This is a genomic window from Ruegeria sp. HKCCD7296 (genome assembly GCF_013110775.1).
In the GTDB taxonomy this organism is placed as follows: domain Bacteria; phylum Pseudomonadota; class Alphaproteobacteria; order Rhodobacterales; family Rhodobacteraceae; genus Ruegeria.
In genome coordinates this window covers 58,298-80,404 of the sequence record NZ_WVRF01000019.1, presented here as the reverse complement: position 1 = coordinate 80,404, position 22,107 = coordinate 58,298, and the positions used below count along the sequence as shown (strand labels likewise).

Genomic DNA, 22,107 nt, shown 5'->3' with positions numbered 1-22,107 from the left:
ACCGTCCTCAGTTCTACTTCCGTACAACTGACGTGACCGGCACCGTGACCCTGGCTGAAGGCACCGAGATGGTCATGCCTGGCGACAACGTGTCGTTCGGCGTTGAGCTGATCGCCCCGATCGCGATGGAGCAGGGCCTGCGCTTCGCGATCCGCGAAGGCGGCCGCACCGTCGGCGCCGGCGTTGTGTCGAAAATCATCGAGTAATCACGGTAGGCCGGGCTTCAGCCCGGCACATCGGTGAGACTAAGAAGGCCGCTCCCTAAGGGGCGGCCTTTTTTGTGGCGAGCCCTTTGCTGAGAAAGTCATCGCCGAATATTAGGCGTTAGCGCATAGTACTCAATAATACGACCGGGTTCAGCAATTCCGTAGAAGGACTGAACAGTTGATTTCGTCTTACAAAATAGATGTAATTTCATAATCTATTACTTTTCACGATTTTTGTGGGGGATTTCCCATGCCTTTGTCAAAAAATGAAATGCAGGAACTAAGACATCCTACTGAGACTCCACGTTTTTACATAACCTTGTTTGTTTTGATTCCGTTTGGTTTCATAACGGCGCTGCTAACAGTCGCAACTTTTGGAACCATTCTTTTGCTTGTACCGATCATCCTTTTCTCGCTGTGGTTCAGCCTCAGGTTGGCTATCGCGCATTGGATGAACAATTTTGTCCAGGTTTCAGCGGCGTCTTTCCCTGAAGCCAACGATGCGATCAAAGAAGCGAAGGAGCTTTTTGGTTACAACCGAACGGTCGAGGCATATGTCCATGAGGATGGATCTTACAACGCATCAATCCTGTCGCTTCTCAACACCAAGATATTGCTTCTGAATTCCGAGCTTTTGAAGAACGAAAACACAAAGGACGAACTGCGATTCATTGTCGGGCGATTTGTGGGCGCATTGGCAGCTAAACACTTTCGGTTTGGCTGGCTGCAGTTCTTCATTAACAGTGTGGAGAAGCTATTGATCTTCAATATTTTGCTTTTCCGCTACGAACGCGCAACCAAACTATCAGGCGACAGAATGGGATTGCGCATGATTGATGGCAACACCCGGGTTGCTGTGAGGTCCATGATGAAAATGGCTGTAGGCTCCGAGATTGCTGACCGTGTCAACATTCGCGCGTATGTCGCTCAGGGAAGAAAATACAATGGGAGTTTCTTTGGCTGGTTGGCTCGCGCTTTTTCGTCTTTCCCACACCACTGCACACGTGTGTCGGAGCTTATCGTCTTCGCGAAACAAAAATACCCGAGCAGCGTTTCCGCTTCCCGTGGCCGGGCCCGCAAACGCCGTGTCAGCGGCGCAGGAATGGCTACGTAGCGACTGACTTTGTGACCCCGGGGACCATCCGGCGCAGGCCCGGTCAGCCGCCGCCAGACATACCGGCCACAAACTGCTGGATCAGGACAGCGCATCCTCAGCCGCAGCGCGAACGGCGCGGATGTTGTCTCCGTAGACCTGTGGGGTGGAAACCGATCCGCCCTTGAATACCGCCGACCCGGCGACCAGCACGTCCGCCCCTGCTGCTGCAACCAGCGGGGCGGTCTTTGGGTCGACGCCTCCGTCGATCTCGATATGCACTGGGCGGTCGCCGATCATCTGGCGCAGTTTGCGCACCTTACCGGTCATGTCGATGAATTTCTGACCACCGAAGCCCGGGTTTACGGTCATCACACAGACCAGATCGGTAAGGTCCAGCAGATGCTCGACCGCCTCGGCAGGGGTGCCAGGGTTCAGCGCGACACCGGCTTTCATTCCAGCGGCGCGGATCGCTTGTAAGGTGCGATGTGTATGTGGACCAGCCTCGACATGTGCAGTCAGAATGTCCGCTCCGGCATCGGCATACGCCTGGATGTAAGGATCAACCGGGGTGATCATCAGGTGCACATCCATCACGGTTTTCACGTGCGGGCGAAAGGCTTTAACCGCAGGTGGGCCAAAGGTCAGGTTCGGAACGAAATGGCCATCCATGACATCCACATGAACCCAATCTGCGCCTTGTGCCTCGATGGCCTGAATCTCTGCTCCGAAATTGGCGAAATCGGCGGACAGGATCGACGGAGCGATCTTGATGGTGCGGTCAAAGCTCATGATGGCCTCGTATCAGAAAAAGAGTCGCCGAAGCGTATACCTGCGGGGCAGGGGGATGGATAGCCCCTGCGACGGCTGGTCCGTTACAAAACTTTCACCACGCTGACACATATCCGTTGAATGGCATCTGTAGCTGACCGCCAACATCATTTGGGGGTGGCACGTGCTGCATATCAAGAAACTGACCAAACGCTTTGGCGACAACATTGCTGTGGACGCTGCGACGCTGGATGTGGACAAGCCTTGCATGATCGGGATCATCGGACGGTCTGGTGCAGGTAAGTCGACCCTGCTGCGGATGGTTAACCGGCTGACGGATTCCAGCGACGGTCAGATCCTGTTCGAAGGTCGTGACGTGACCCAACTGAAGGGGCGCGAAAAGCGGGCCTGGCAAGCTGACTGCGCCATGATCTTTCAGCAGTTCAACCTGGTGCCGCGCATGGATGTTGTCTCGAACGTCTTGCATGGCACGCTGAACCGCCATTCGACCCTGGCCACCATGTTCAACCTGTTCCCAATGGAAGACATCCATCGCGCAATTGATATTCTGGATCGTCTGGGAATCGCCGAACACGCGCCCAAACGCGCCGAAGCTTTGTCTGGTGGGCAGCAACAGCGCGTCGCTATCGCACGCGCCCTGATGCAGGACCCCAAGATCATTTTGGCGGACGAGCCCATCGCCTCGCTGGACCCAATGAACGCTCAGGTTGTGATGCAGGCTCTGCGGCGTATCCACGAAGAGGATGGCCGCACCGTCATCGCCAACCTGCACACGCTGGATACCGCACGCCGTTATTGTGATCGCGTGGTCGGAATGCGTGATGGACGCATCGTCTTTGACGGGCTGCCCGAACAACTGACGACCGGTGTTGCCCGCGAAATCTATGGTGCCGATGCCAGCTTCTCGGAAGAGGCGACATCGACCGAGATCGAAACTCTGGACGCCACCCAGAAGGCCCTGATGGAAGCGGAAGCGACCATCTGAGCCACCATCCCCCTTTCATCGCCCGGCCCGATGAAAGGCCGGGGCAATCAAACTGGAGAGAGACAGATGAAAAAACTGATTGCTGCCTTTGTGGCTACCACTGCGCTTGCCGCCCCGGCCATGGCACAGGACATCAGCGAATTCCGCATAGGCATTCTGGGTGGTGAGAACGCTCAGGATCGTCTGAACAACAACGAATGCCTGCGTGAATACACCGAAGAAACGCTGGGTGTTGAGACCAAGCTGTTTGCGCCTGCCGATTATAACGGTGTGATCCAGGGTCTGCTGGGCGGCACCATTGACATGGCATGGTTGGGCGCGTCGGGTTACGCCAAAACTTATCTGAGCGATCCCGAAGCGGTTGAGCCGGTTTTGGTTAAGGTGAACGTCGACGGCGGTTACGGGTATTACTCGGTTGGGTTTGCCCGCAAGGACAGCGGCATTACCTCGCTGGACGACATGAAAGGCAAGATCTTTGGTTTTGGCGATCCGAATTCGACTTCGGGCTACCTGATCCCGTCCATCGAAATCCCGCAGGCCACCGGCGCCACCATGGACTCAGGCGACTACTTTGGTGAAGTGAAGTTCACCGGCGGTCACGAGCAGACCATCGTCGCGGTCAACAATGGTGACGTTGATGGTGGCGTGACCTGGGCCGATGGTCTTGGCAACTGGGAAGACGGATACAACTCGGGCGCGCTGCGTCGTGCAGTTGATGCCGGTCTGGTCGACATGAACGACATGGTTGAAATCTGGAAATCCAAGCCGATCCCCGAAGGTCCGGTTGTTCTGCGTACAGCGCTGCCTGCGGATGTAAAAGAAAAGATGACAGCCCTGATGGCTGGCCTGCACGAGAAAGACCGTGATTGCTTCTACGGCGTTGCCGCAGGTGAGGCGAAAGCGTTCGAGCCGATCACACATGATGCCTACGAAGTCATCATCGAAGCACGCAAGCTGAAGTCCAACTAAGCCTGAATACCCAATGATCGGGGTCCGGCGAAAATCCGGGCCCCGTTTTTCCACCCAGGAGCATTCCATGACAGACCTGACCGCTGGGTCCCCGACCGTCGACCAGATCCGCGATGACTATACGGCGATGACGCGCCGCAAACGGGTCTATGGTGGTATCCTCCTGATCCTGTTCGTTGCCGTTATGGCCTCGGGCTTTCGTGTTGCTGACGACCGCAACGCTGGCAGTTTCCGCGATGGCTGGACGCGTATTTTCGACTACCCCGCTGAGGTTTTGGCCGAGGCGTGGGAAAAAATCGGCGCGCTGCCGGAAAACCTGGCCAAGTTTTTCCCCGCGCTGATCGAAACACTGAATATCGCGGCCGCTTCGACCTTGATCGGTGCGATTGCAGGTACGTTTCTGGCCCTGATGTCGACGCGCGGCATGGCACTTTGGCCCGCCTTGATCCCTTTGTTTCGCCGAATTGCAGATGTGTGCCGCGCCGTCCCCGAGATTGTGATCGCACTAGTTCTGATTTTCATTTTGGGCGGTGGTCCGGTTCCGGCGATGATTGCGATTGCCATTCACACAGCAGGTGCACTGGGCAAGCTGTTTTCCGAGGTCAACGAAAACGCCTCGCTCAAGCCGGTTGAGGGCCTGCAGTCGGTGGGTGCGAACTGGTCGCAACGCATGTATCTGGGCGTGATCCCACAGGTCGGTCCCAACTATGTCAGCTATGCACTGCTGCGGTTCGAAATCAATATTCGCGCCTCGGCCATCCTGGGTTTTGTTGGCGCTGGCGGTCTGGGTTATGAGCTGCGCAACGCCATGTCCTGGGGACAGGGGCGGTACGATGAGGCCGCGGCCATTTTCCTTCTGCTTTTTGTAACAATCGTCGTCGTGGACCAGCTGTCAGGTGTTCTGCGCGACCGTCTGACTCATGGGTCGGAAAAAGGAGCCTCGGTATGAGCACCTTCGCAACCAATCTGACCGTCGATGAGCTCAAAGCCCAAGCAGACCGTCTGTTCAGTCGCAAAAGGCTGGTGAATTTCGGGCTGCCCGCGCTGGTGCTTGTCTATTTGGTCTACGTCTTCTTTGCGTTTGATGTTCCGGGCCTCGCGGCGCGAGCAAATTGGGAAAACGGCAAGACGCTTGTGTCTGACAGCTATAGCTACAAGACGCATATCGAGCGTGACAATCGAACTGGCGAGGTTTCGGCCGCGATCGAGGGCGAGCGCAAGGGCGCGTACCCCGAAGGTCAGGCCCCGGATTGGGTGACGCTGGGCGAGACAACCGTGATCGATCTGGAAGACGGCCACGTGGTGCGATTCGGGCCGGAAACGGTTGAATATGACATCCCCGGTTATGGAACCGTTCGGGCAACACCCAGCCGCTCGGCTGGTGTACAGGCCGAGTTGCCTGCGGGTGACGTGCCAGAGTGGATCAATGTCTCCAAGAACCGCTTGGCAATCAAGACGGATGCGGGCCGTCTGACCGTCACACGCAATCGGTCGGAAGTGTTTCGCTATTTCACCGGGTGGGAGCTGTTCTGGTTCACGCTCGACAGCCCCTATTATGGCAAGTCGGTCCCCGAACTGGTCGGACGCGCTGCGTCGGGTGAGGCGGGTGCAATTTTTAATGACTTCTGGACCAACAAGATGTGGCGGCATCAGGATGTGGCCTGGGCGATATTCGAGACGATCCTGATGGCGTTTCTGGGCACGCTGGGCGCGGCCATGGTCGCGTTGCCACTGGCCTTCCTTGCGACGCGCAATTTCAATCCGATGAAATCCATCCGCTTTGCAACGCGTCGCGTGTTCGACTTTGTGCGCGGTGTGGATGCCTTGATCTGGACCGTGGTGCTGGCCCGCGCCTTTGGTCCCGGACCTTTGACAGGCGCGCTGGCCATACTGGTGACCGACACCGGGACCTTTGGCAAGATCTTCTCGGAAGCGTTGGAGAATGTGGACCAGAAGCAGATAGAGGGCGTTCAGTCCACAGGAGCAAATGCGCCGCAGAGATACCGATTTGGGGTCATTCCGCAAGTCACGCCCGTTTTGTTGAGCCAGCTATTGTATTTTCTGGAATCCAACACCCGCAGCGCGACGGTGATTGGCGCAATCACAGGCGGCGGTATTGGCCTTCTACTGACGCAGGCAATCATCACGCAAAAGGATTGGGAAGAGGTCGCCTACTACATCATCCTGATCATCCTGATGGTCATGTTGATGGACTGGTTCTCGGGTTGGTTGCGCAAACGGTTGATCCAGGGCGAAGCGGGTAAAAAACGCAAGCCGCGTGATGCTGCACGCAAGACATTCCTGTTGCCCTGAACAAAGATGGGGACATTCAATGGCACGACTGCGCGCTGATCAGCCGTATATTCATAATGATTGTCAGATCACCAACAGCAGCTTTGGCGCATATGTCGAGATTGGTGCTGGCAGCCGAGTGGCGAACTCGGTTTGGGGCGATTATTCCTATTGCGACCGGACCTGCGATATTGCCAATGCCGAAATTGGAAAGTTCGCAAATATAGCAAGCTTTACTCGTATCGGGGCGACAGATCATCCGATGGACAAGGCCTCGCTGCATCATTTTCACTATCGTTCCGCCGACTATTGGGACGATGCCGAAGATGATGCGGATTGGTTCGCTCATCGCGCCAGTCGCACCGCCCGGATCGGGCATGACACCTGGATCGGACACGCTGCGATTATCAAGCCCGAGGTCACGATCGGCAATGGTGCCGTGGTTGCCTCGGGTGCAGTGGTTACCAAAGACGTACCGCCCTACACGATTGTTGCGGGTGTGACGGCGCAGATGTTGCGCAGAAGGTTCCCCGAGATCGTGGCCGATCGCATGGAACAGCTTGCATGGTGGGATTGGGACAACCCGAAACTTCGTGCGGCTTTGCCCGACTTTCGCACGCTAAGTGCCGAGGCGTTTCTGGAAAAATACGCGTAACCCTGTTCCTGCAGATCCAAAAACCGAAAACCCCCTGTGGGGGTCTAGTCTTCGTTCAGGGTCAGTGTGACCCGCTCACCCGCGAAAACGGTTCGCCCATATTCAACGGGCTGGCCATCTGGGTCCGCGTTCACGCCAACCGAGAACAGAACCGGGGCCCCTTCGGACAGCTGGAGCTGTAAGGCTTGTGTCGCCGTTGCCCCGCGCGCTGTCAAACGGGTCGAGATGCGTGTGTAATCCGCGATGCCGCTAGCTTGCAGAGCTTTTGTGACCGATTGCGTTTCGGTCAGTGTCTGCAACAGGTTGGGAAAACGCGCGGCTGGAAAAACGCTTTGAAACACGGCCACAGGCTGTCCGTCCGCCAATGACAGGCCGTCATAGACATGCACCGGATCGCCTTTGTCCAAACCCAAGGCTTCCGCTTCGGCTTCATCTGCTGCGCGTGTGGTCAGCGCGAGGATTTTCTTGCCCGGCATCTTACCGCTGGCCGAGATGTTTTTGTGGTATCGCACCCTTTTGCCGATTGGATAATCCGTGGGGCGCGCCGCTACAAACACCCCTGCGCCGCGCCTGGCGTGGACCAGACCTTGTTCCGACATGTCTGCCAACGCGCGCCGCACAGTGTGGCGATTGACGCCATAATTGGCGGCCAATTGTGCTTCGGTCGGCAGGCGATCTCCGGTTTGATAGCGCCCTTCGGCGATGTCCGAGGTCAGGCGCAGGGCGATGCTTTTCCAGATCGGCGTTTTGCTCATGTCATCAAATCTTCACACCATCACGGATTGCGACTCGGATACCTAAAGGGTAATATTTGTCTAGTTGTATAGTTCATGTAGACAACCCGGCCAAGAGGCTTTGATGACAAATCAGACAGAAATCGCGACGCAGGCGCGGAAGGAATGGATGGGTCTGCTGGCCCGCGCGCCGGACGATGCTTTGATGACGCTATGGGATGGCATTCAGGACCGCCCAAGCTTTGACTGGCTGCGCAGCCCCGAAGTGGGCGGCGTCATGGTGAGAGGTCGCACCGGAGCTACCGGAGCGCCGTTCAATCTGGGTGAAATGACCGTCACGCGCTGTTCGGTCGTGCTGCATGATGGCACGGTTGGTCACGGATATGTGCAGGGCAGATCCAAGCCTAAAGCCGAAGTCGCAGCGTTGATTGATGCTATGATGCAGACACCGGCGGCGGATGATCTGCAGGCCCGATTGCTCGACCCATTGCAGCAACAAATGCAAGCGGCCAAGACGACACGCGCCGCCAAGGCAGCTGCCACCAAGGTCGAGTTTTTCACGCTGGTCCGGGGGGAAGACTGATGGCCGCGCAAACACAGTTTTCCGGGGGCTTTCAAAACGCACCTGTCCAGGCCGCCCACGCGTTTCGTGCGGCCATGACCGTCATGGCGCGCCCGGGTGAAATCCGCACCCTCATGGGCACTGAACCCCCTGCGCCTTTGTCCATGGCAGCAGGCACGCTCTTGCTGACGCTGTGCGATCCCGAAACAAAGGTCTATTTGGCGGGTGATGCTGACACCGATGCGGTGTGCAAATGGCTGACCTTCCACACGGGCGCGCCGATTGTGTCTGCGGGCAACGCTGATTTCGCCGTTGGTACGTGGGGCGCACTAGGTCCCTTGAACGCCTATCGTATTGGCACGCCGGAATACCCGGAACGGTCTGCGACCCTGATTGTAGAATGCGACCAGCTTGAGCAAAGCGGTGCCATTCTGAGCGGCCCTGGGATCAAGGACACCGCGCGGTTGTCTCTGCCGGATGTTCCAGCGCTTCAATACAATGCGATGCTGTATCCGCTGGGGTGCGATTTCTTCTTTACCTGCGGTGACAAGATCGCGGCCCTGCCGCGCAGCACGCAGATCAGGACAGAGGGCTAAGCGATGTATGTAGCTGTCAAAGGGGGCGAAAAAGCCATCGAGAACGCCCATACGTGGCTGGCCGAAGAACGCCGGGGCGCGACTGATGTGGCGGAACTGAGCCTTGCGCAGATCCGCGAACAACTGAGCCTTGCCGTGAACCGGGTGATGGCCGAGGGGTCATTATTCGACCCCAACCTTGCAGCGCTGGCGATCAAACAGGCGCGTGGCGATCTGATCGAAGCGATCTTTCTGGTCCGTGCTTACCGTACGACTCTGCCGCGCTTTGGCTATTCCAACCCGGTCGAGACCTCTGAGATGGCGTGTGACCGTCGGATCTCGGCCACGTTCAAGGATGCGCCGGGGGGGCAGGTTCTGGGGCCAACTTTCGACTACACGCACCGTTTGCTGGATTTCAAGCTGGCTGCTGATGGTGAAGCCCCTAAGGCACCCGAAGGCACGGCACGTCAGGAGCCGACGCCCCATATCACCGAGTTCCTGAAAGGTGAGGACATCATTCAGGATGAACCCGCCAGCGATGACACCCCGGGCGACCTGACCCGCGAGCCGATGGAGTTTCCGTCAAACCGACCGCTGCGCTTGCAATCACTGACCCGTGGGGACGAGGGCTTTGTACTGGGCATGGCCTATTCCACCCAGCGCGGCTACGCCCGCAACCATGCGTTTGTCGGAGAGCTTCGGATCGGCAAGGTCGCGGTGGAAATGGAGATCCCCGAGCTGGGTTTCGCCATTGATATCGGTGAGGTTGAACTAACCGAATGTGAGACGGTCAACCAGTTCACGGGCTCGAAGACAGAACCACCACAGTTCACACGTGGCTATGGTCTTGTCTTTGGTCAGTCCGAACGAAAATCCATCGCGATGGCTTTGGTCGATCGCGCGCTGCGTTGGGAAGAACTGGGCGAAGACAATCTGGGTGCACCCGCGCAGGACGAAGAATTTGTCCTGAGCCATGCGGATAACATTCAGGCCACTGGCTTTCTCGAGCATATCAAACTGCCGCATTACGTCGACTTCCAGTCTGAGCTGGAGCTGGTCCGCAAACTGCGTCGCGAGGCTGAAGAACGCATTACGCCAAAGGAGGCCGCAGAATGAAGGCCGTCGTTTTTGATATCGGGAATGTGCTGATCCGATGGGATCCGCATCTGGCATGGTTGCACGAGATGGGCAGCCGCGAGGCCGTGGCAGAGTTCCTGACCCGCATCGATTTTCAGGATCGCAATCTGAGGGCGGATGGCGGCGAGAACTTCGCCGATCTGGCGTCAGAACTGGATGACGTCGAAGACCAACGGCGCCTGAGTGTGTATGTTGAGCGCTATGCCATGACCGTTCCGCAAAAGATCGAAGGAACCTGGCAGCTGCTCTATCGATTGAAAGAACAGGGCACGCAGGTTCACGCGATTACAAACTGGTCGGCGGAAACATGGCCGGTTGGTGTTGGCGCGCATCCCGAGTTGGGCGACGTCTTCGGCGTGACGGTAGTCTCTGGTCAGGAAAAGCTTTTGAAGCCGCAACCCGAGATTTTTCATCGCTTGTGTGAGCGGGCCGGGCTTGCGCCTGAAAACTGCATTTTCATCGACGACGGGCTGCACAACGTCGACGGCGCGCGCGCCGTTGGCATGGATGGCATCCACTTTACGACGCCTCAAGCGCTGGAAAGCGCGTTGACTGAAAGAGGTTTCCTATGAGCGAGTATAATTTCGCCTACCTGGACGAACAAACCAAACGGATGATCCGTCGGGCGATCCTGAAGGGTCTGGCTGTGCCTGGGTATCAGGTGCCGTTCGCCAGCCGCGAGATGCCGATGCCGTATGGCTGGGGGACGGGTGGCGTTCAGGTCTCGGCCGCGACGCTGACGCCCGAGGATACGTTCAAGGTGATCGACCAAGGCGCAGACGACACCACCAACGCAGTGTCGATCCGCAAGTTCTTTGAGAACACCGCTGGCGTCTCCACCACGGAAGAGACGGAAAAAGCCACTGTCATCCAGACCCGCCACCGCATCCCCGAAGCGAAGCTGCGTGAAGACCAGATCATCGTCTATCAGGTGCCGATCCCGGAACCTCTGCGCTTTTTGGAGCCGCGCGAGACCGAGACGCGCAAAATGCACAGCCTTGAAGAATACGGGCTGATGCATGTCAAATTGTATGAGGACATCAGCCAGCACGGTGCGATCTCAACCGCTTATGCCTATCCGGTCAAAGTATCCGGGCGGTATGTGATGGATCCGTCTCCGATCCCGAAATTCGACAACCCAAAGCTCGAGATGGACGCGATCCAATTGTTTGGTGCAGGGCGGGAACAGCGTATCTATGCAGTGCCTCCGCATACCAAGGTCGTGAGCCTCGATTTCGAGGATTACCCGTTTGAGGCCACCAAAGCCAACCATCTCTGCGATCTGTGCGGGGCCGAGGACAGCTATCTGGACGAGGTCATCATGGATGATGCAGGGAACCGGATGTTTGTCTGTTCCGACACCGATTATTGTCGGTCGCGCCGCGAAACAGGCCACGTGGGCCGACTGGCTGAGGAGAACGCAGCATGACCCCCCTGTTGCAAGTCAAGGGCATCGAAAAACGCTATGGCGCGCGGATCGGATGCACAGATGTGAACTTCGATCTCTACCCCGGAGAAGTGATGGGGATCGTCGGCGAAAGTGGGTCCGGCAAATCGACCTTGCTCAACTGTCTGGCCGGGCACCTGGAACCGGACGCTGGGCAGGTGATCTTTGATACCCGCGTGGACGGACCGGTAGACACAGTCACCATGTCCGAACCGGAACGCCGAATGCTCGGCCGCACTGACTGGGCCTTTGTGCATCAACACGCACGCGACGGGCTGCGGATGTCTGTCAGCGCGGGCGGCAATATTGGTGAGCGGCTGATGGCCGTCGGTGATCGGCACTATGGCGATATTCGGGACAAGGCTATCGACTGGCTTGGCCGCGTCGAGATTGAAGCAGCCCGTGTGGACGATCGCCCCAGCGCGTTTTCTGGCGGGATGCAGCAGCGTCTGCAGATCGCGCGCAATCTGGTGACGGGCCCTCGGCTGGTGTTCATGGATGAACCGACCGGTGGTCTGGACGTATCCGTTCAGGCGCGCTTGCTGGATTTGTTGCGTGGTCTGGTGCGTGAGATGGGGCTGAGCGCCATCATCGTGACGCATGATTTGGCCGTGGTGCGTCTGTTGGCGGACCGGCTGATGGTGATGAAAAGCGGTCATGTGGTCGAAGCTGGGTTGACCGACCAGGTGCTGGACGACCCTCAGCACGCCTATACGCAGCTGCTTGTGTCCAGCGTCCTTCAGGTTTGAGTGTTTGGGAAAAGATGAAGCGATGATTGAACTGATCGATGTAAGCAAAAGCTTTACCCTGCATAATCAGGGCAGTGCTGTGATCCCGGTGATGCAAGGTGCGTCGCTGAAGGTTGAGCCGAGGGAATGTGTTGCTCTGACGGGGGCGTCCGGTACTGGCAAGTCCACGCTGATGCGAGTGATCTATGGCAACTATCTGGCGGCCTCTGGTCAGGTGTTGGTTGGTGGGCTGGACGTGGCAAAGGCCGAACCACGACAGATCCTGTCTCTGCGTCGCGATACGTTGGGTTATGTCAGCCAGTTTCTGCGGGTTGTGCCTCGGGTGCCGACGCTGGAAGTTGTGGCAGAGCCGCTGCTGGCCGTAGGTGCGGACAAGCAAATTGCGCTGGACAAGGCGGCCGGGTTGCTGAAACGTCTGAACATCCCCGAGCGTTTGTGGACCCTGAGCCCCACGACCTTTTCTGGCGGTGAACAGCAGCGGGTGAACATTGCGCGCGGCTTTGCACATGAGTATCCCGCGATGCTTTTGGATGAGCCGACGGCGAGCCTGGATGCGCAGAACCGGGAAACCGTGTTGTCTCTGATTGAAGAGGCAAAGCATCGTGGTGCGGCGATTGTTGGGATTTTCCACGACATTGAAGCGCGTAAGCGGGTTTGTGACCGCGAGGTCAATGTTTCGGATTTTACACCGGGGCTGGCTGCATGACGCTTGCTCCGGTCATAGCGGTTGTCGGCCCCTCGGGTGTCGGTAAAGACAGCGTCATGCAAGCGTTGGTGGCCCAAGCATCGGGCATCCAACGCCTGAGGCGCGTGATTACCCGTCCTGAAGGGGAAGAGGGCGAGGATTTCGACCGGGTTTCCGTCGCGACGTTTCAGCAGATGGAACGGGCCGGGGCTTTTGCGTTGAGCTGGCCTGCGCATGGCTTGTTTTACGGTGTTCCGACCGAGATCACACGACAGCGAAACGAGGCAGATGCTGTTCTGGTCAACCTATCAAGAAAGGTATTGGTTCAGGCGCAGGAGGTTTTCGGCGATCTGATCGTGATTTCCCTGACTGCCGAAGCTGATGTTCTGGCACAGCGCTTGTCCGCAAGGGGGCGGGAAAGCGCGACGGAACAGGCGCGGCGGTTGGGTCGTGCCAAAGCGCCTTTACCCGACGGATTGAACCGCGTCATCGAAGTCGACAACTCCGGCGCACTGGAAGACACCGTCGCCGAGATCCTCGCGCAACTTCAACCGGAAAGCGCGTAGCGATGGATCAGGTGAAACCGCCCATCCTCAGCCTCGCCCATCAGGGCCAGATCGGTGATCTGGAAAGGCTGCGGCAGCAACGGGGCCAAATGGGTTTGCAGCGCCTCTTGGGTGGCCCGAAGGGTCGGTTTATCCAGCTTGCCGCTCAGCGTGATGTGAAAGCGAAACGCGTCCAGCACATAAGGATAGCCCCATTGAACCAGATTGGCGTCCTGCTCTGGGGTCAAACCGGCGGCGCGGCGGCGGGCCAGTTCAACCTCGGATGGGGGTGCCCGAAAACCGTCCAATGTCTGAACGCACGTGGCGGCCAGGGTGTTCAACGCTTGCGTATCACCCATCGGGCGCAGGGCCAGAAACCGGCCAAGCCGGGCGATCTCGAGGCCATCCAGCATGACAGTGGGCTGGTTGGAAGCGAGCGATCCACAAGCTGCATGCAAGGCGTCGAAGGTTTGGCCTTCGCTCAGTCGGAAGGGGGGTTTCATCGTCGCGTGCAGCCCGTATTTGCGCGGTACGTTCGTGACGGCGGCAACGTCGATCTCTCCGACCATCGGGTGTGCCACCAACGTGCCGGTTTCCATGTCCCAACCCAGCCAGCTGGTTGCGAATTTCGTCCACTCCGCCGCTGCGGGTGGCGCAAAATAAATCGCGTATCGCGTGAATGTCACATTGGCCTCCTATTGCGTGGCCTTCCACTACCTCAAACTGTGTGAAGTTCAGATGACAGAAGACTTGATCCTTGCCAATGCCACGCTTGTGTTGCCGAATGAAACCGTAACCGGCAGCGTTCGGATTGTGGGCGAGACCATAGCCGAGATCGACACTGGAAACGCGGTTCCGTCTGGAGCCATCGACTGCGAAGGCGACTTTGTCAGCCCTGGTCTGGTCGAGTTGCACACAGATAACCTGGAGCGTCACATTCAACCCCGACCCAAGGTAGACTGGCCTCATGCCGCTGCGATCCTTGCGCATGACGCGGAATTGGCCAGCACCGGGATCACGACCGTGTTTGACGCGATGCGGGTCGGATCGATCCCGTCAGGAGCAGCGCGTTATGGAAAGTATGCACGTGGCCTGTCGCAGGAATTGTGGGATTTGCGGGAACAGGATGCGCTGAAGATCAGTCATTTCCTGCATTTGCGGGCCGAGGTGTGTTCCGAGACGTTGGTCGAAGAGCTGGATGAGTTCGGGCCAGAGGACCGGGTTGGTCTTGTGTCCATCATGGATCACACACCCGGACAGCGGCAGTTCCGCGACATGACCAAGCTTGAGGCGTATATGAAGGGCAAACATGCGATGGACGATGATACATTCCTGCAGCATGTGGCCCAGCTAAAGGGCCTTCGCGACCGTAATGGCGATGTGCATGAGGTTGAGACCGTCAAGGCCGCGCGCCGTTTTGGAGCCGTTCTGGCGAGCCATGACGATACGACGGAAGATCAGGTGAAAGTCTCGGCAGGTCACGGTATCCGACTGGCTGAGTTTCCGACCACGGTCGAGGCAGCGCGTGCCTGTCACGATCACGATATCAAGGTCATGATGGGCGCGCCGAATATCATTCGCGGCGGCTCACATTCGGGCAACGTCGCAGCCCGCGAGTTGGCCGAACTTGGGCATTTGGACATCATGTCGTCGGACTATGTGCCGTCGGCCCTGTTGTTGTCGGCGGCCATGCTGGGCGAGATGTGGGATGATATGGCGCGCGGTATGAAAACGGTCACTCTGGCCCCTGCGCTGGCCGCGGGGCTAGAAGATCGGGGGGAGTTGCGCGCCAATGCGCGAGCCGATGTCATCCGTTTTCGGATGCGGGCCGGAGTACCGGCCCTGAGCTCGGTCTGGGCGCGCGGTCGGCGTGTGGCGTGATCAGGCGGTATAGAACAGGTAACGGTCCGGGGCGATCGTCTCGGGCCCTTTGATCTGGTTGAAGCCGACGAGGGGCTGCCCCGAGATCAGCAAACCGCCGGGCTGCATGACTTGCGCAATCAATGGGCTGAGCCGCGCGGCTTCTTCCACATCTTCATGCTTGATCCCGCGTCCGAAATCGTAGTGTGCCAGTGCGACCCTGTGCCCGTTCTCTGCCAGTTTCTTCAGCATCGGCTCGGCCTCGCCTTGCAGGAAATCTTCGGCTGGAGGGGTGCTGTCCGGGTGGCATTGCAGGACCCGGTCCATCACCCAGATCCGGCGCTCTGGCAGGATTTCACGCAGGTGGTCATAGGTCCGGCCATTTCCCAAACCCATATCCAGCACATCGCCTGGCTGGCCGCTGATGCGCTGGGCTGCCCAGTTCAAACCGTCGCGTTGAGCCGTCAGTCGGCGCAGCATGGAATCCAGTCGGCTCATGGTTGTGTCCTTATTCGTTCCTGGGTGCGACCCACACCGTGGCCGGGCCGTTCAACAATTTGCGCAGCAGGGCCTCGGTAAAGGTCCAGATGTCCTGATCATGGACCAGATGGTGGGTCAATATGCCAAATGGTTCAGCGTTGTCAGCACGTCCTTCGCGCCGGTCGCGCAACAGATCAACTGTCTGCTTGATCAGGACGTCCGGGTTGATCAGACTGCGTGTGCCGCGCCAGTCAATTGGGTCAAGATGGGTGTTGATTTGTTCCAGCCCCGGTGCGGGAAAAGGTGTTTTGCGCGGCGTCGCAGTGGACAGGACACGAAAGCCCAGACCGGGAAGTTGCGCGACCATCTCGGGCGCGATGCGGTTCCACGGGGGAACAAACATGGGTCGCATTTCGACACCAAATATCGCGTCAAGACGGGCTATTCCTGCTTTTGCATCATCAACCATTTGGTCCAGCGGTCGATGCAGTTGAAACTCAGCCTTCTTCTCTCCCTCTGGTGCGTGGTTCGCATGTGCCCAGCCGTGAACCACAGGGATCAAAGAGGGTCGGTCCGCAATATATTCGGCCAACGCCGGGGTTGCGCCGTTGGGAATCACGGCCAGATGCACGGGCACATCCAATTGCGAAGACAGATCAGTCAACCGGTCGAGCTGCGGCGTCGGAGCGATGGCGTCATCGTCACGCCACCAGAGCGGAAACGACAAACCCGAAACCCGCCAGAGGTCCAGCTCGGTGTCCAGAGGGCGCCAGTCGGGGGTCATGCGCGCTGCTCCAGCAGGCGCTTGGCGATGCGCACGCTTTGGGCGGCGCCGTCAAAGCCGAAATCTTGTTTTGCGCGGGGTCCATCAGCAATGATGCGTTCGACCGCTTGCGCAAGTGTGGTCCCGCTCAGAGACTGACTTTCCAGCACTTCGATTGCAGATAATCCCGACAAGCTCTGCCCGCGCAGACCTTGTTCAACCTCTTTGCCATCATCGAAGGGGATAAATACCGCTGGTGTACCGCTTTGCAGAATATCCATAGCGGTGTTGTAGCCGCACATGCTGACCGACGCTGCCGCAAGCGGCAGCATCTGACGAAAATCGGGCCGCACAGGTTCAAGGATGACCGAGGTGCCTTTGGCCTGTTCCGACAGTTCGGCAATCCGCGCCTTTGCATCCGTCCCGCCGACCAACAGGCGCCAACGCGTGTTGGGCATCTGGCGGGCTGCCTCGATGGCCGCACAAAAGATCGGCTGTCCTACGGACCCGCCGCCTGCGCTGACCAAAATTTCATCTTCACCCACCAAATCCGGGTGGGGTTGGGGCAACGTAGGTGCGACAAAACCGGTATAGTGTAACCGGCCCGCCAGTTGATCTGACACTGGCCAGCTGACGGATAAGGGCGTTACGCTTTCGGTCGAATGAACCAGTACGCCGTCATAGTAACGCTTTACGATCTCGTCCGCGCGTTCCGCTTTTGCTGGTTTCGAGGGCGGGGCCAGAATATCTCGGATCGACCCCAGAATAACCGGACGTACCGGCAGCTTAGTTGCCGTTTCCAACGCTGCGCCGAATTCGGCGGCCAGCGATCGACGGCCAAAGGGATAAAGCTCTGTGATCAGCACCTGCGGCTGGAACGTCTTTAAGGCCTGAACCAGAGCCGTCGTCCGCGCCGCATGATAGGCGGCGTCAGCCTCTTCGCCGGTTTCGGTCAGCAAGCGGGTGAAATTGGTGCCGTCCGACCTTAAAGGGGGCAGCCCAAACAACGTCATCCCACGGCTATCCAGCTGCGGTGCAGGCATTCCACCCGTCACCACCATGACCTCGTGACCGTCATCCCGAAATGCACGACCAAGGGTCAAAGCGCGGCTGAGATGCCCTGTTCCCAGCAGGTGGGTGACAATGATCATCACCTTCATGGCAAAGTCTCGCGTTTTGGCAGGCGTATGGGATCGGGGTCAGCGGTCATGGTGTTCATATCGACGATATACAGCCGATTGCGTTTGATCTTGAAGGGGGCAGGTCCTTCGAAATTCCAACCCCAAGCTTGGGCCAGAATGACCCGCATGATGCCGATATGGCAGACAGCCACCGCATCGTTTTGCAGAGCGGACAGCCAGGGGCGCAACCGGTCACGAACGTCAGCCGGACTTTCACCGTTTGGCGGGCGGAAATCCCAACCCCAATCTTCGATATGCTTGTAACCGCTTGTTGTGTCAGCGATCAGATCAACGCCGCGCTGACCCTCCCAATCGCCCCAGTTCATCTCGGTCAGCGCGTCTGACGTTTGCGGGCCGCGACCCGAGACGATTTGGGCGGTCTCATTGGCCCGTTGCAGCGGGCTGGACCAGATGTCAGCCTGTGCCCATTCGTGTGGCAGGCAGTAGCCTGACAGTTCTGAGCGCGCGTCATCGTCCAGGGGAATGTCGCTGCGGCCCTGTATCTGACCAGCGCGGTTCCAATGTGTGTGCCCGTGGCGAAGCAGCGCAAGCCTGGTCATGTCAAATCCTTCAGTAACGCGCGGAGAGTTGCCCAAAGGCGGGCAGTGGCTTGTGGCATAAGATGACGGTCAGCCACATACTCGCGAGCAGCCGCGCCGAGGGAGCGGCGCAGCGATGCGTCCTCCAGCAGAGTTTGCAGACGGTCTGCAAAGCCTTGCGACCCGGTGTCGACCGAAGGGTAAGTCGCAGGGGCCAGCACATCTCGAACACCCGGTCGATCTTGTGCGAGCACCGGTACGCCCGCAGCCTGCGCCTCCAAGTAAATCATCCCGTAAGCTTCGTTCACACCGGGCCAAACCAGCACAGAGGCGTGTTCATAGGCCGCTTGCAGCGCATCGCGGTTGAGCTGACCCAGAAAACTGACCTTTTCTCCAAAGGTCTCCATCAAAGCCTCGACTTCGGGTCGAGCGGGTCCATCGCCAGCGATGTTCAGGTGCCAGTCACCCGCCAGATGCGAAAGCGCCTCGGCTAATATCTGGTAAGAGGCCAGCTTGTCCCCGTGGCGCATCATGCCAACGGTCAGCATCGGACCTTCCCCGCTGGTTGCAGCGGGAAGTTGGGATTGCGGCAGAAATGGCGGCAGCTCGACCAAAGCCTGATCGCCAAATCGATCCCGTTCCAATGTGATCAGGTCGTTGGCGGTGTGATAAAATATGACATCGGCGGCGTCGCCGGCCCGATGTGCAGCGGCGGCAAACTCAGCCCAGGGTCCGGTCAACCGGCTGGATGCGCGGGTACTTTCCAACTGTACATAAGGGATGCCGCGCGCCTTGCAGACCTGCGGACCCAACAAATCGGGGGCTTTGTAGTAATTGTGATATGTCACCCACAGAGCCGTGTCCGAGGGCAGGTCGGTGACTAACCTCTGTGCTTCCTTGTCTGCCGCACGCTGCAAGGCATGTTGCAGGTCCACATCACCGCGCTTGTCGTAAATCCTGAGGTCTGAAACCAGATCAACCGTGTCGCCTTCGGCAGCAAGGGCCTTGATCAGGTTCCGCGCCATTTCGCGGTCGCCCGAAGGGGTTGGGCTGTTGGGGGATTTCATCGGTGCATAAAATGCGACCCGTGCCATCACGCGGTTTCCATGCACATGGCGTTTAGTCGCTTCGAGAGCTGGACGATGCCCGGGTCCATCCGAAACTCGGCTATAAGGCGATCATAAGCCGCAAGCGCCATTTGGGCTGCTTGTTGCGGATTGTTGGCCAGTGATTCAATGGCTGCTGCCAGCGCGCTCGGGTCGTCGCTGGACAGGATGCCGTGCGTTCCGGTTTCGATGAATTCCGGGATTGCCGAGACCGGGGTCGAAAGGATCGGCAAACGCTGAGATGCAGCCTCCATCAAAACATTCGGCAGCCCGTCACGGTCGCCATCTGCCGCAATGCGGCTGGGGAGCACAAACAGGTCTGCCTTTCGCATCGCCTCGATCACTTCGGGCTGATCACAGGCGCCTTTCCAGGTGATGTGATCCGCGATACCAGCCACGCGGGCCTGAGCCCGCAAGGCATCGCCCAAACCGCCACCGCCGATATGGGTCCAGTGCCAGTCCAGAGTTTCCGGCAGTAAGGCAAAAGCAGCGATCAGCCGATCGAACCCCTTTTTCTCAACCAGTCGCCCGACAGAGATCATATGGAAGGGACCGTTTGCGGAGCGCAAAGTGCGCGTCGGCGGGTCTGGAAACCGTGACAGGTCAAGACCATGATAGATCAGGTCCATACGATTTGGATCGTCTGCCAGGCCCCGCAAATGCTCGGCCCCAATGGCTGTGCAGGTGGCACCGAATGTGGCGCCATGGGTCGCAGCCTGCAGCTTTTCACGCTTTTCCCATTCCGGTGAGGTCCAGATGTCTTTAGCGTGGGCAGAGAAACTCCATGGCAGTCCACGCATAATGGCCGCATATCGGGCAACCGAGGACGGCGTGTGCATGAAATGCGCATAAAGCCCCAGAACTTCCGGGGGTAGTTCGGCGGCCAGAACACAGGCTTGCCCAAAGCGCCGGATGCGATTTGGTGTTGGGTCGCGACGCAAGTCCTGCCGCCAGATCCGGTAAACCTCGGCATAGCCGGGCAGGGTTTGCGCAATCGCCCGCGCTGCCCACACACGCTGTGGTTCCTGATAAAGGTATTCAGGCAAATAGTGGACTTGTCCGGCGAAGCGGTCGTGCAACGGATGGCGTTTGGTATCTGTCGGGTGCCGCAACGACCAGATGTCGAACTGGTGACCCGCGTCCTGCAAGGCGACAAGTTCCTGCGCAATAAACGTTTCGGACAGTCGCGGCCAGCCTTTGACCACAACTGCCAAATTAGGGGAATCTGAAGTCATCCGGTGGCTCGTTCCTGTTCCCAGGCCAGCAGATCGTCGATGCGATCGGTGACGTAATCCAACCCGTCCAACAAACCGGTCTGGATGGCCTGCGATGGCAAGGATTGTTTGGGCAGGTTTTGGATCGCGGCGATCATCGCCTCGGGGGTCAGGCCGTCACGGTGTTCGTCCAGCATTTTGACCAAGCCCAGCTCTTCCGCGCGAGAGGCGCGAATCCACTGCTCCAGCCGGGGCGTGGTACGTGGGACGATGACGGCGCGTTTGTCGAAGGACAGAACCTCGCAAAAGGTGTTGTAGCCGCCCATGCAAACAACGCCTTCAGCCCCTGCAAACAGCGTTTCGATCTGGGATTCGAACCCAACTGCGGTTACTCGACCGTTCAGTGCCGCAACGCGCGCTTCGAAATCCTCGCGCAATTCGCCGGACAGGAAGGGGCCGTATACCAGAACAGCGCGCGGCGACAAATTTGGGTCTTTCTCGTAAGCGGATAGAACAAGGTTCACCATCGCCTTGCCATCGCCGCCACCACCGGGGGTGATCAGGATATAAGGCTGTTCGGGTGACTCGCCTACAGGGCCAAGATCCCGACGCAGGTATCCCGTCCAATGAATGCGGGATTGTGCGGCAGGGCTCAGCGGTAAGCCCTGGGTGGGGTCATAGATCGACTTTAACCCATAGACCCAGATTTCGTGATAGAACCGTTCGGTCGCTTCAACGGCCTCTTTGCGGGCCCATTCGGCGGCCAACACTTCGGGCTCGTCCAGAACGTCACGCAGCCCAAGCACCAGTTTCGTGCCGCAGTTTCGTTCCAGATAGTTCAACGTCGGCAATAGTTCGCCCCGGAACCCGGTTGGTTCCTTATCGACGATCAGCACATCGGGGTCGAATTGCTGAACCGCCGTCTGTATCAGGCCCGATCGCAGCTCAGTCACTTCGTCGATACCCATTCCAATCGTGCGTGCGGCGTAGGATCCATCGGCGCGTTTGGTCACACCGGGCAGACGCACGTGATCGACGCGGCGCGGAAACGTAAAACGACCCGCCACCGGAGATCCGGTCAGGATAAGCGCTGACGCACTTGGGTCGGCTTGGGTGATCGCAGCAGCCAAAGCCCGCGACCGGCGCAAATGGCCCAGTCCAAACGTGTCGTGGCTGTAAAACAGGATACGCGGCGCGCGGTCCGGTTTTGAGTTGGTGGTGCCAAGGCTCATAGAATTGCCCGTCTTCTTGATCTCGATGCGAAATCCGCGCGTTCGCAAGCGTTATCGTATATTTTTTTGTTGTGCTTGCCAAAGGCAGAAATGCGACCCCGCAAATGTTCCAAGCATTGCGATTTGGCAACATCATATTGAAGAATTAGAGACATATCGCACCAAAGCTTGGAAAGGATCGCAAAAGGACCAAAGAAATCACCAACATATGGGACGCCCGCAACCTTTGCTAACGTCATATTCAATTTCCACTGGATTGGAAACAGGCGCAAATCGCTTGTGCGCCGAGAACACGCCAGAACATGT

Annotated in this window: 25 protein-coding genes and 1 pseudogene; 16 read left to right on the top strand and 10 right to left on the bottom strand. The window is 58.3% G+C overall.

Features of this window, described 5'->3' with window-relative positions; translation table 11 throughout:
- Both tuf and GS632_RS19755 read left to right on the top strand, forming a co-directional pair.
- A pseudogene (gene tuf, locus GS632_RS19760) lies at positions 1-206 on the top strand (elongation factor Tu); the annotation flags it as partial.
- Between the two features lie 250 nt (positions 207-456).
- Positions 457-1,320 carry a M48 family metallopeptidase gene (locus GS632_RS19755; protein ID WP_171721897.1) on the top strand — a complete coding sequence of 288 codons (864 nt, stop codon included), beginning with the start codon at positions 457-459 and terminating at the stop codon, positions 1,318-1,320.
- A gap of 81 nt (positions 1,321-1,401) precedes the next feature.
- Here GS632_RS19755 and rpe read toward each other — a convergent pair whose 3' ends face one another.
- Positions 1,402-2,091: a ribulose-phosphate 3-epimerase gene (rpe, locus tag GS632_RS19750; protein ID WP_171181564.1), complete on the bottom strand. Its 690-nt coding sequence runs from the start codon at positions 2,089-2,091 to the stop codon at positions 1,402-1,404.
- 163 nt (positions 2,092-2,254) lie between these two features.
- Between rpe and phnC the strand changes: the two genes are divergently transcribed.
- The 5 genes from phnC (at position 2,255) to GS632_RS19725 (ending at position 6,992) form a co-directional block, all read left to right on the top strand.
- Entirely contained in the window at positions 2,255-3,076 is an 822-nt protein-coding gene (gene phnC, locus GS632_RS19745; RefSeq protein WP_171238919.1) for a phosphonate ABC transporter ATP-binding protein, read from the top strand.
- Positions 3,077-3,142: 66 nt separating this feature from the next.
- Positions 3,143-4,045 (top strand): phosphonate ABC transporter substrate-binding protein, encoded by a 903-nt coding sequence (gene phnD, locus GS632_RS19740; RefSeq protein WP_171721898.1) that lies wholly within the window; start codon positions 3,143-3,145, stop codon positions 4,043-4,045.
- Between the two features lie 67 nt (positions 4,046-4,112).
- The gene (gene phnE / locus GS632_RS19735; RefSeq protein ID WP_171181557.1) at positions 4,113-4,994 is read left to right on the top strand and encodes a phosphonate ABC transporter, permease protein PhnE; all 882 of its coding nucleotides are present in this window, start codon (positions 4,113-4,115) and stop codon (positions 4,992-4,994) included.
- Entirely contained in the window at positions 4,991-6,358 is a 1,368-nt protein-coding gene (gene phnE / locus GS632_RS19730; protein WP_171181555.1) for a phosphonate ABC transporter, permease protein PhnE, read from the top strand. Before phnE (GS632_RS19735) ends, phnE (GS632_RS19730) begins: the two co-directional genes overlap by 4 nt.
- A gap of 19 nt (positions 6,359-6,377) precedes the next feature.
- A complete protein-coding gene (locus GS632_RS19725; protein WP_171181553.1) occupies positions 6,378-6,992 on the top strand; it encodes a chloramphenicol acetyltransferase in 615 nt (204 codons plus the stop codon).
- A gap of 44 nt (positions 6,993-7,036) precedes the next feature.
- Here the strand turns inward: GS632_RS19725 and phnF are convergent, their stop codons facing one another.
- Positions 7,037-7,747: a phosphonate metabolism transcriptional regulator PhnF gene (gene phnF, locus GS632_RS19720; protein WP_171721899.1), complete on the bottom strand. Its 711-nt coding sequence runs from the start codon at positions 7,745-7,747 to the stop codon at positions 7,037-7,039.
- 103 nt (positions 7,748-7,850) lie between these two features.
- Here phnF and phnG point away from each other — a divergent pair, with 103 nt between their 5' ends.
- Genes phnG through phnN form a run of 8 tightly spaced genes read left to right on the top strand, consistent with a single transcriptional unit; the run spans position 7,851 to position 13,447 of the window.
- Positions 7,851-8,309, top strand: a complete 459-nt coding sequence (phnG, locus tag GS632_RS19715; protein WP_171181549.1) for a phosphonate C-P lyase system protein PhnG — start codon at positions 7,851-7,853, stop codon at positions 8,307-8,309.
- Entirely contained in the window at positions 8,309-8,884 is a 576-nt protein-coding gene (phnH, locus tag GS632_RS19710; RefSeq protein ID WP_171721900.1) for a phosphonate C-P lyase system protein PhnH, read from the top strand. Before phnG ends, phnH begins: the two co-directional genes overlap by 1 nt.
- A gap of 3 nt (positions 8,885-8,887) precedes the next feature.
- A complete protein-coding gene (locus GS632_RS19705) occupies positions 8,888-9,979 on the top strand; it encodes a carbon-phosphorus lyase complex subunit PhnI (protein ID WP_171181544.1) in 1,092 nt (363 codons plus the stop codon).
- Positions 9,976-10,572, top strand: a complete 597-nt coding sequence (locus GS632_RS19700) for an HAD family phosphatase (RefSeq protein WP_171181542.1) — start codon at positions 9,976-9,978, stop codon at positions 10,570-10,572. The genes GS632_RS19705 and GS632_RS19700 overlap by 4 nt, the downstream gene beginning before the upstream one ends.
- On the top strand, positions 10,569-11,429 hold the full coding sequence (locus tag GS632_RS19695) for an alpha-D-ribose 1-methylphosphonate 5-phosphate C-P-lyase PhnJ (protein ID WP_171181540.1): 861 nt from the start codon (positions 10,569-10,571) through the stop codon (positions 11,427-11,429). The genes GS632_RS19700 and GS632_RS19695 overlap by 4 nt, the downstream gene beginning before the upstream one ends.
- The gene (gene phnK, locus GS632_RS19690) at positions 11,426-12,196 is read left to right on the top strand and encodes a phosphonate C-P lyase system protein PhnK (protein ID WP_171181538.1); all 771 of its coding nucleotides are present in this window, start codon (positions 11,426-11,428) and stop codon (positions 12,194-12,196) included. Before GS632_RS19695 ends, phnK begins: the two co-directional genes overlap by 4 nt.
- A 22-nt stretch (positions 12,197-12,218) precedes the next feature.
- Positions 12,219-12,902 (top strand): phosphonate C-P lyase system protein PhnL, encoded by a 684-nt coding sequence (gene phnL / locus GS632_RS19685; protein WP_171721901.1) that lies wholly within the window; start codon positions 12,219-12,221, stop codon positions 12,900-12,902.
- On the top strand, positions 12,899-13,447 hold the full coding sequence (phnN, locus tag GS632_RS19680) for a phosphonate metabolism protein/1,5-bisphosphokinase (PRPP-forming) PhnN (protein WP_171181533.1): 549 nt from the start codon (positions 12,899-12,901) through the stop codon (positions 13,445-13,447). Before phnL ends, phnN begins: the two co-directional genes overlap by 4 nt.
- On the opposite strand, the gene GS632_RS19675 is transcribed toward phnN, so the two are convergent.
- A complete protein-coding gene (locus GS632_RS19675) occupies positions 13,429-14,112 on the bottom strand; it encodes a DUF1045 domain-containing protein (RefSeq protein ID WP_171238929.1) in 684 nt (227 codons plus the stop codon). The genes phnN and GS632_RS19675 overlap by 19 nt on opposite strands.
- Positions 14,113-14,164: 52 nt before the next feature.
- Between GS632_RS19675 and GS632_RS19670 the strand changes: the two genes are divergently transcribed.
- Entirely contained in the window at positions 14,165-15,307 is a 1,143-nt protein-coding gene (locus GS632_RS19670; protein WP_171721902.1) for an alpha-D-ribose 1-methylphosphonate 5-triphosphate diphosphatase, read from the top strand.
- Here the strand turns inward: GS632_RS19670 and GS632_RS19665 are convergent, their stop codons facing one another.
- Genes GS632_RS19665 through GS632_RS19635 form a run of 7 tightly spaced genes read right to left on the bottom strand, consistent with a single transcriptional unit; the run spans position 15,308 to position 21,801 of the window.
- Positions 15,308-15,784 carry a class I SAM-dependent methyltransferase gene (locus GS632_RS19665; protein WP_171181529.1) on the bottom strand — a complete coding sequence of 159 codons (477 nt, stop codon included), beginning with the start codon at positions 15,782-15,784 and terminating at the stop codon, positions 15,308-15,310. It lies immediately after the preceding gene.
- Between the two features lie 10 nt (positions 15,785-15,794).
- Positions 15,795-16,550, bottom strand: coding sequence for a polysaccharide deacetylase family protein (locus GS632_RS19660; RefSeq protein ID WP_171181527.1), 756 nt, complete (start codon positions 16,548-16,550; stop codon positions 15,795-15,797).
- Entirely contained in the window at positions 16,547-17,689 is a 1,143-nt protein-coding gene (locus GS632_RS19655) for a glycosyltransferase family protein (protein WP_171721903.1), read from the bottom strand. Before GS632_RS19655 ends, GS632_RS19660 begins: the two co-directional genes overlap by 4 nt.
- The gene (locus GS632_RS19650; protein ID WP_171181522.1) at positions 17,686-18,270 is read right to left on the bottom strand and encodes a histidine phosphatase family protein; all 585 of its coding nucleotides are present in this window, start codon (positions 18,268-18,270) and stop codon (positions 17,686-17,688) included. Before GS632_RS19650 ends, GS632_RS19655 begins: the two co-directional genes overlap by 4 nt.
- Positions 18,267-19,343, bottom strand: a complete 1,077-nt coding sequence (locus GS632_RS19645; RefSeq protein WP_171721904.1) for a glycosyltransferase family 4 protein — start codon at positions 19,341-19,343, stop codon at positions 18,267-18,269. Before GS632_RS19645 ends, GS632_RS19650 begins: the two co-directional genes overlap by 4 nt.
- Positions 19,343-20,590 (bottom strand): glycosyltransferase family 4 protein, encoded by a 1,248-nt coding sequence (locus tag GS632_RS19640; protein WP_171721905.1) that lies wholly within the window; start codon positions 20,588-20,590, stop codon positions 19,343-19,345. The genes GS632_RS19645 and GS632_RS19640 overlap by 1 nt, the downstream gene beginning before the upstream one ends.
- Positions 20,587-21,801: a glycosyltransferase family protein gene (locus GS632_RS19635; RefSeq protein ID WP_171181516.1), complete on the bottom strand. Its 1,215-nt coding sequence runs from the start codon at positions 21,799-21,801 to the stop codon at positions 20,587-20,589. Before GS632_RS19635 ends, GS632_RS19640 begins: the two co-directional genes overlap by 4 nt.
- Between the last annotated feature and the right edge of the window lie 306 nt (positions 21,802-22,107).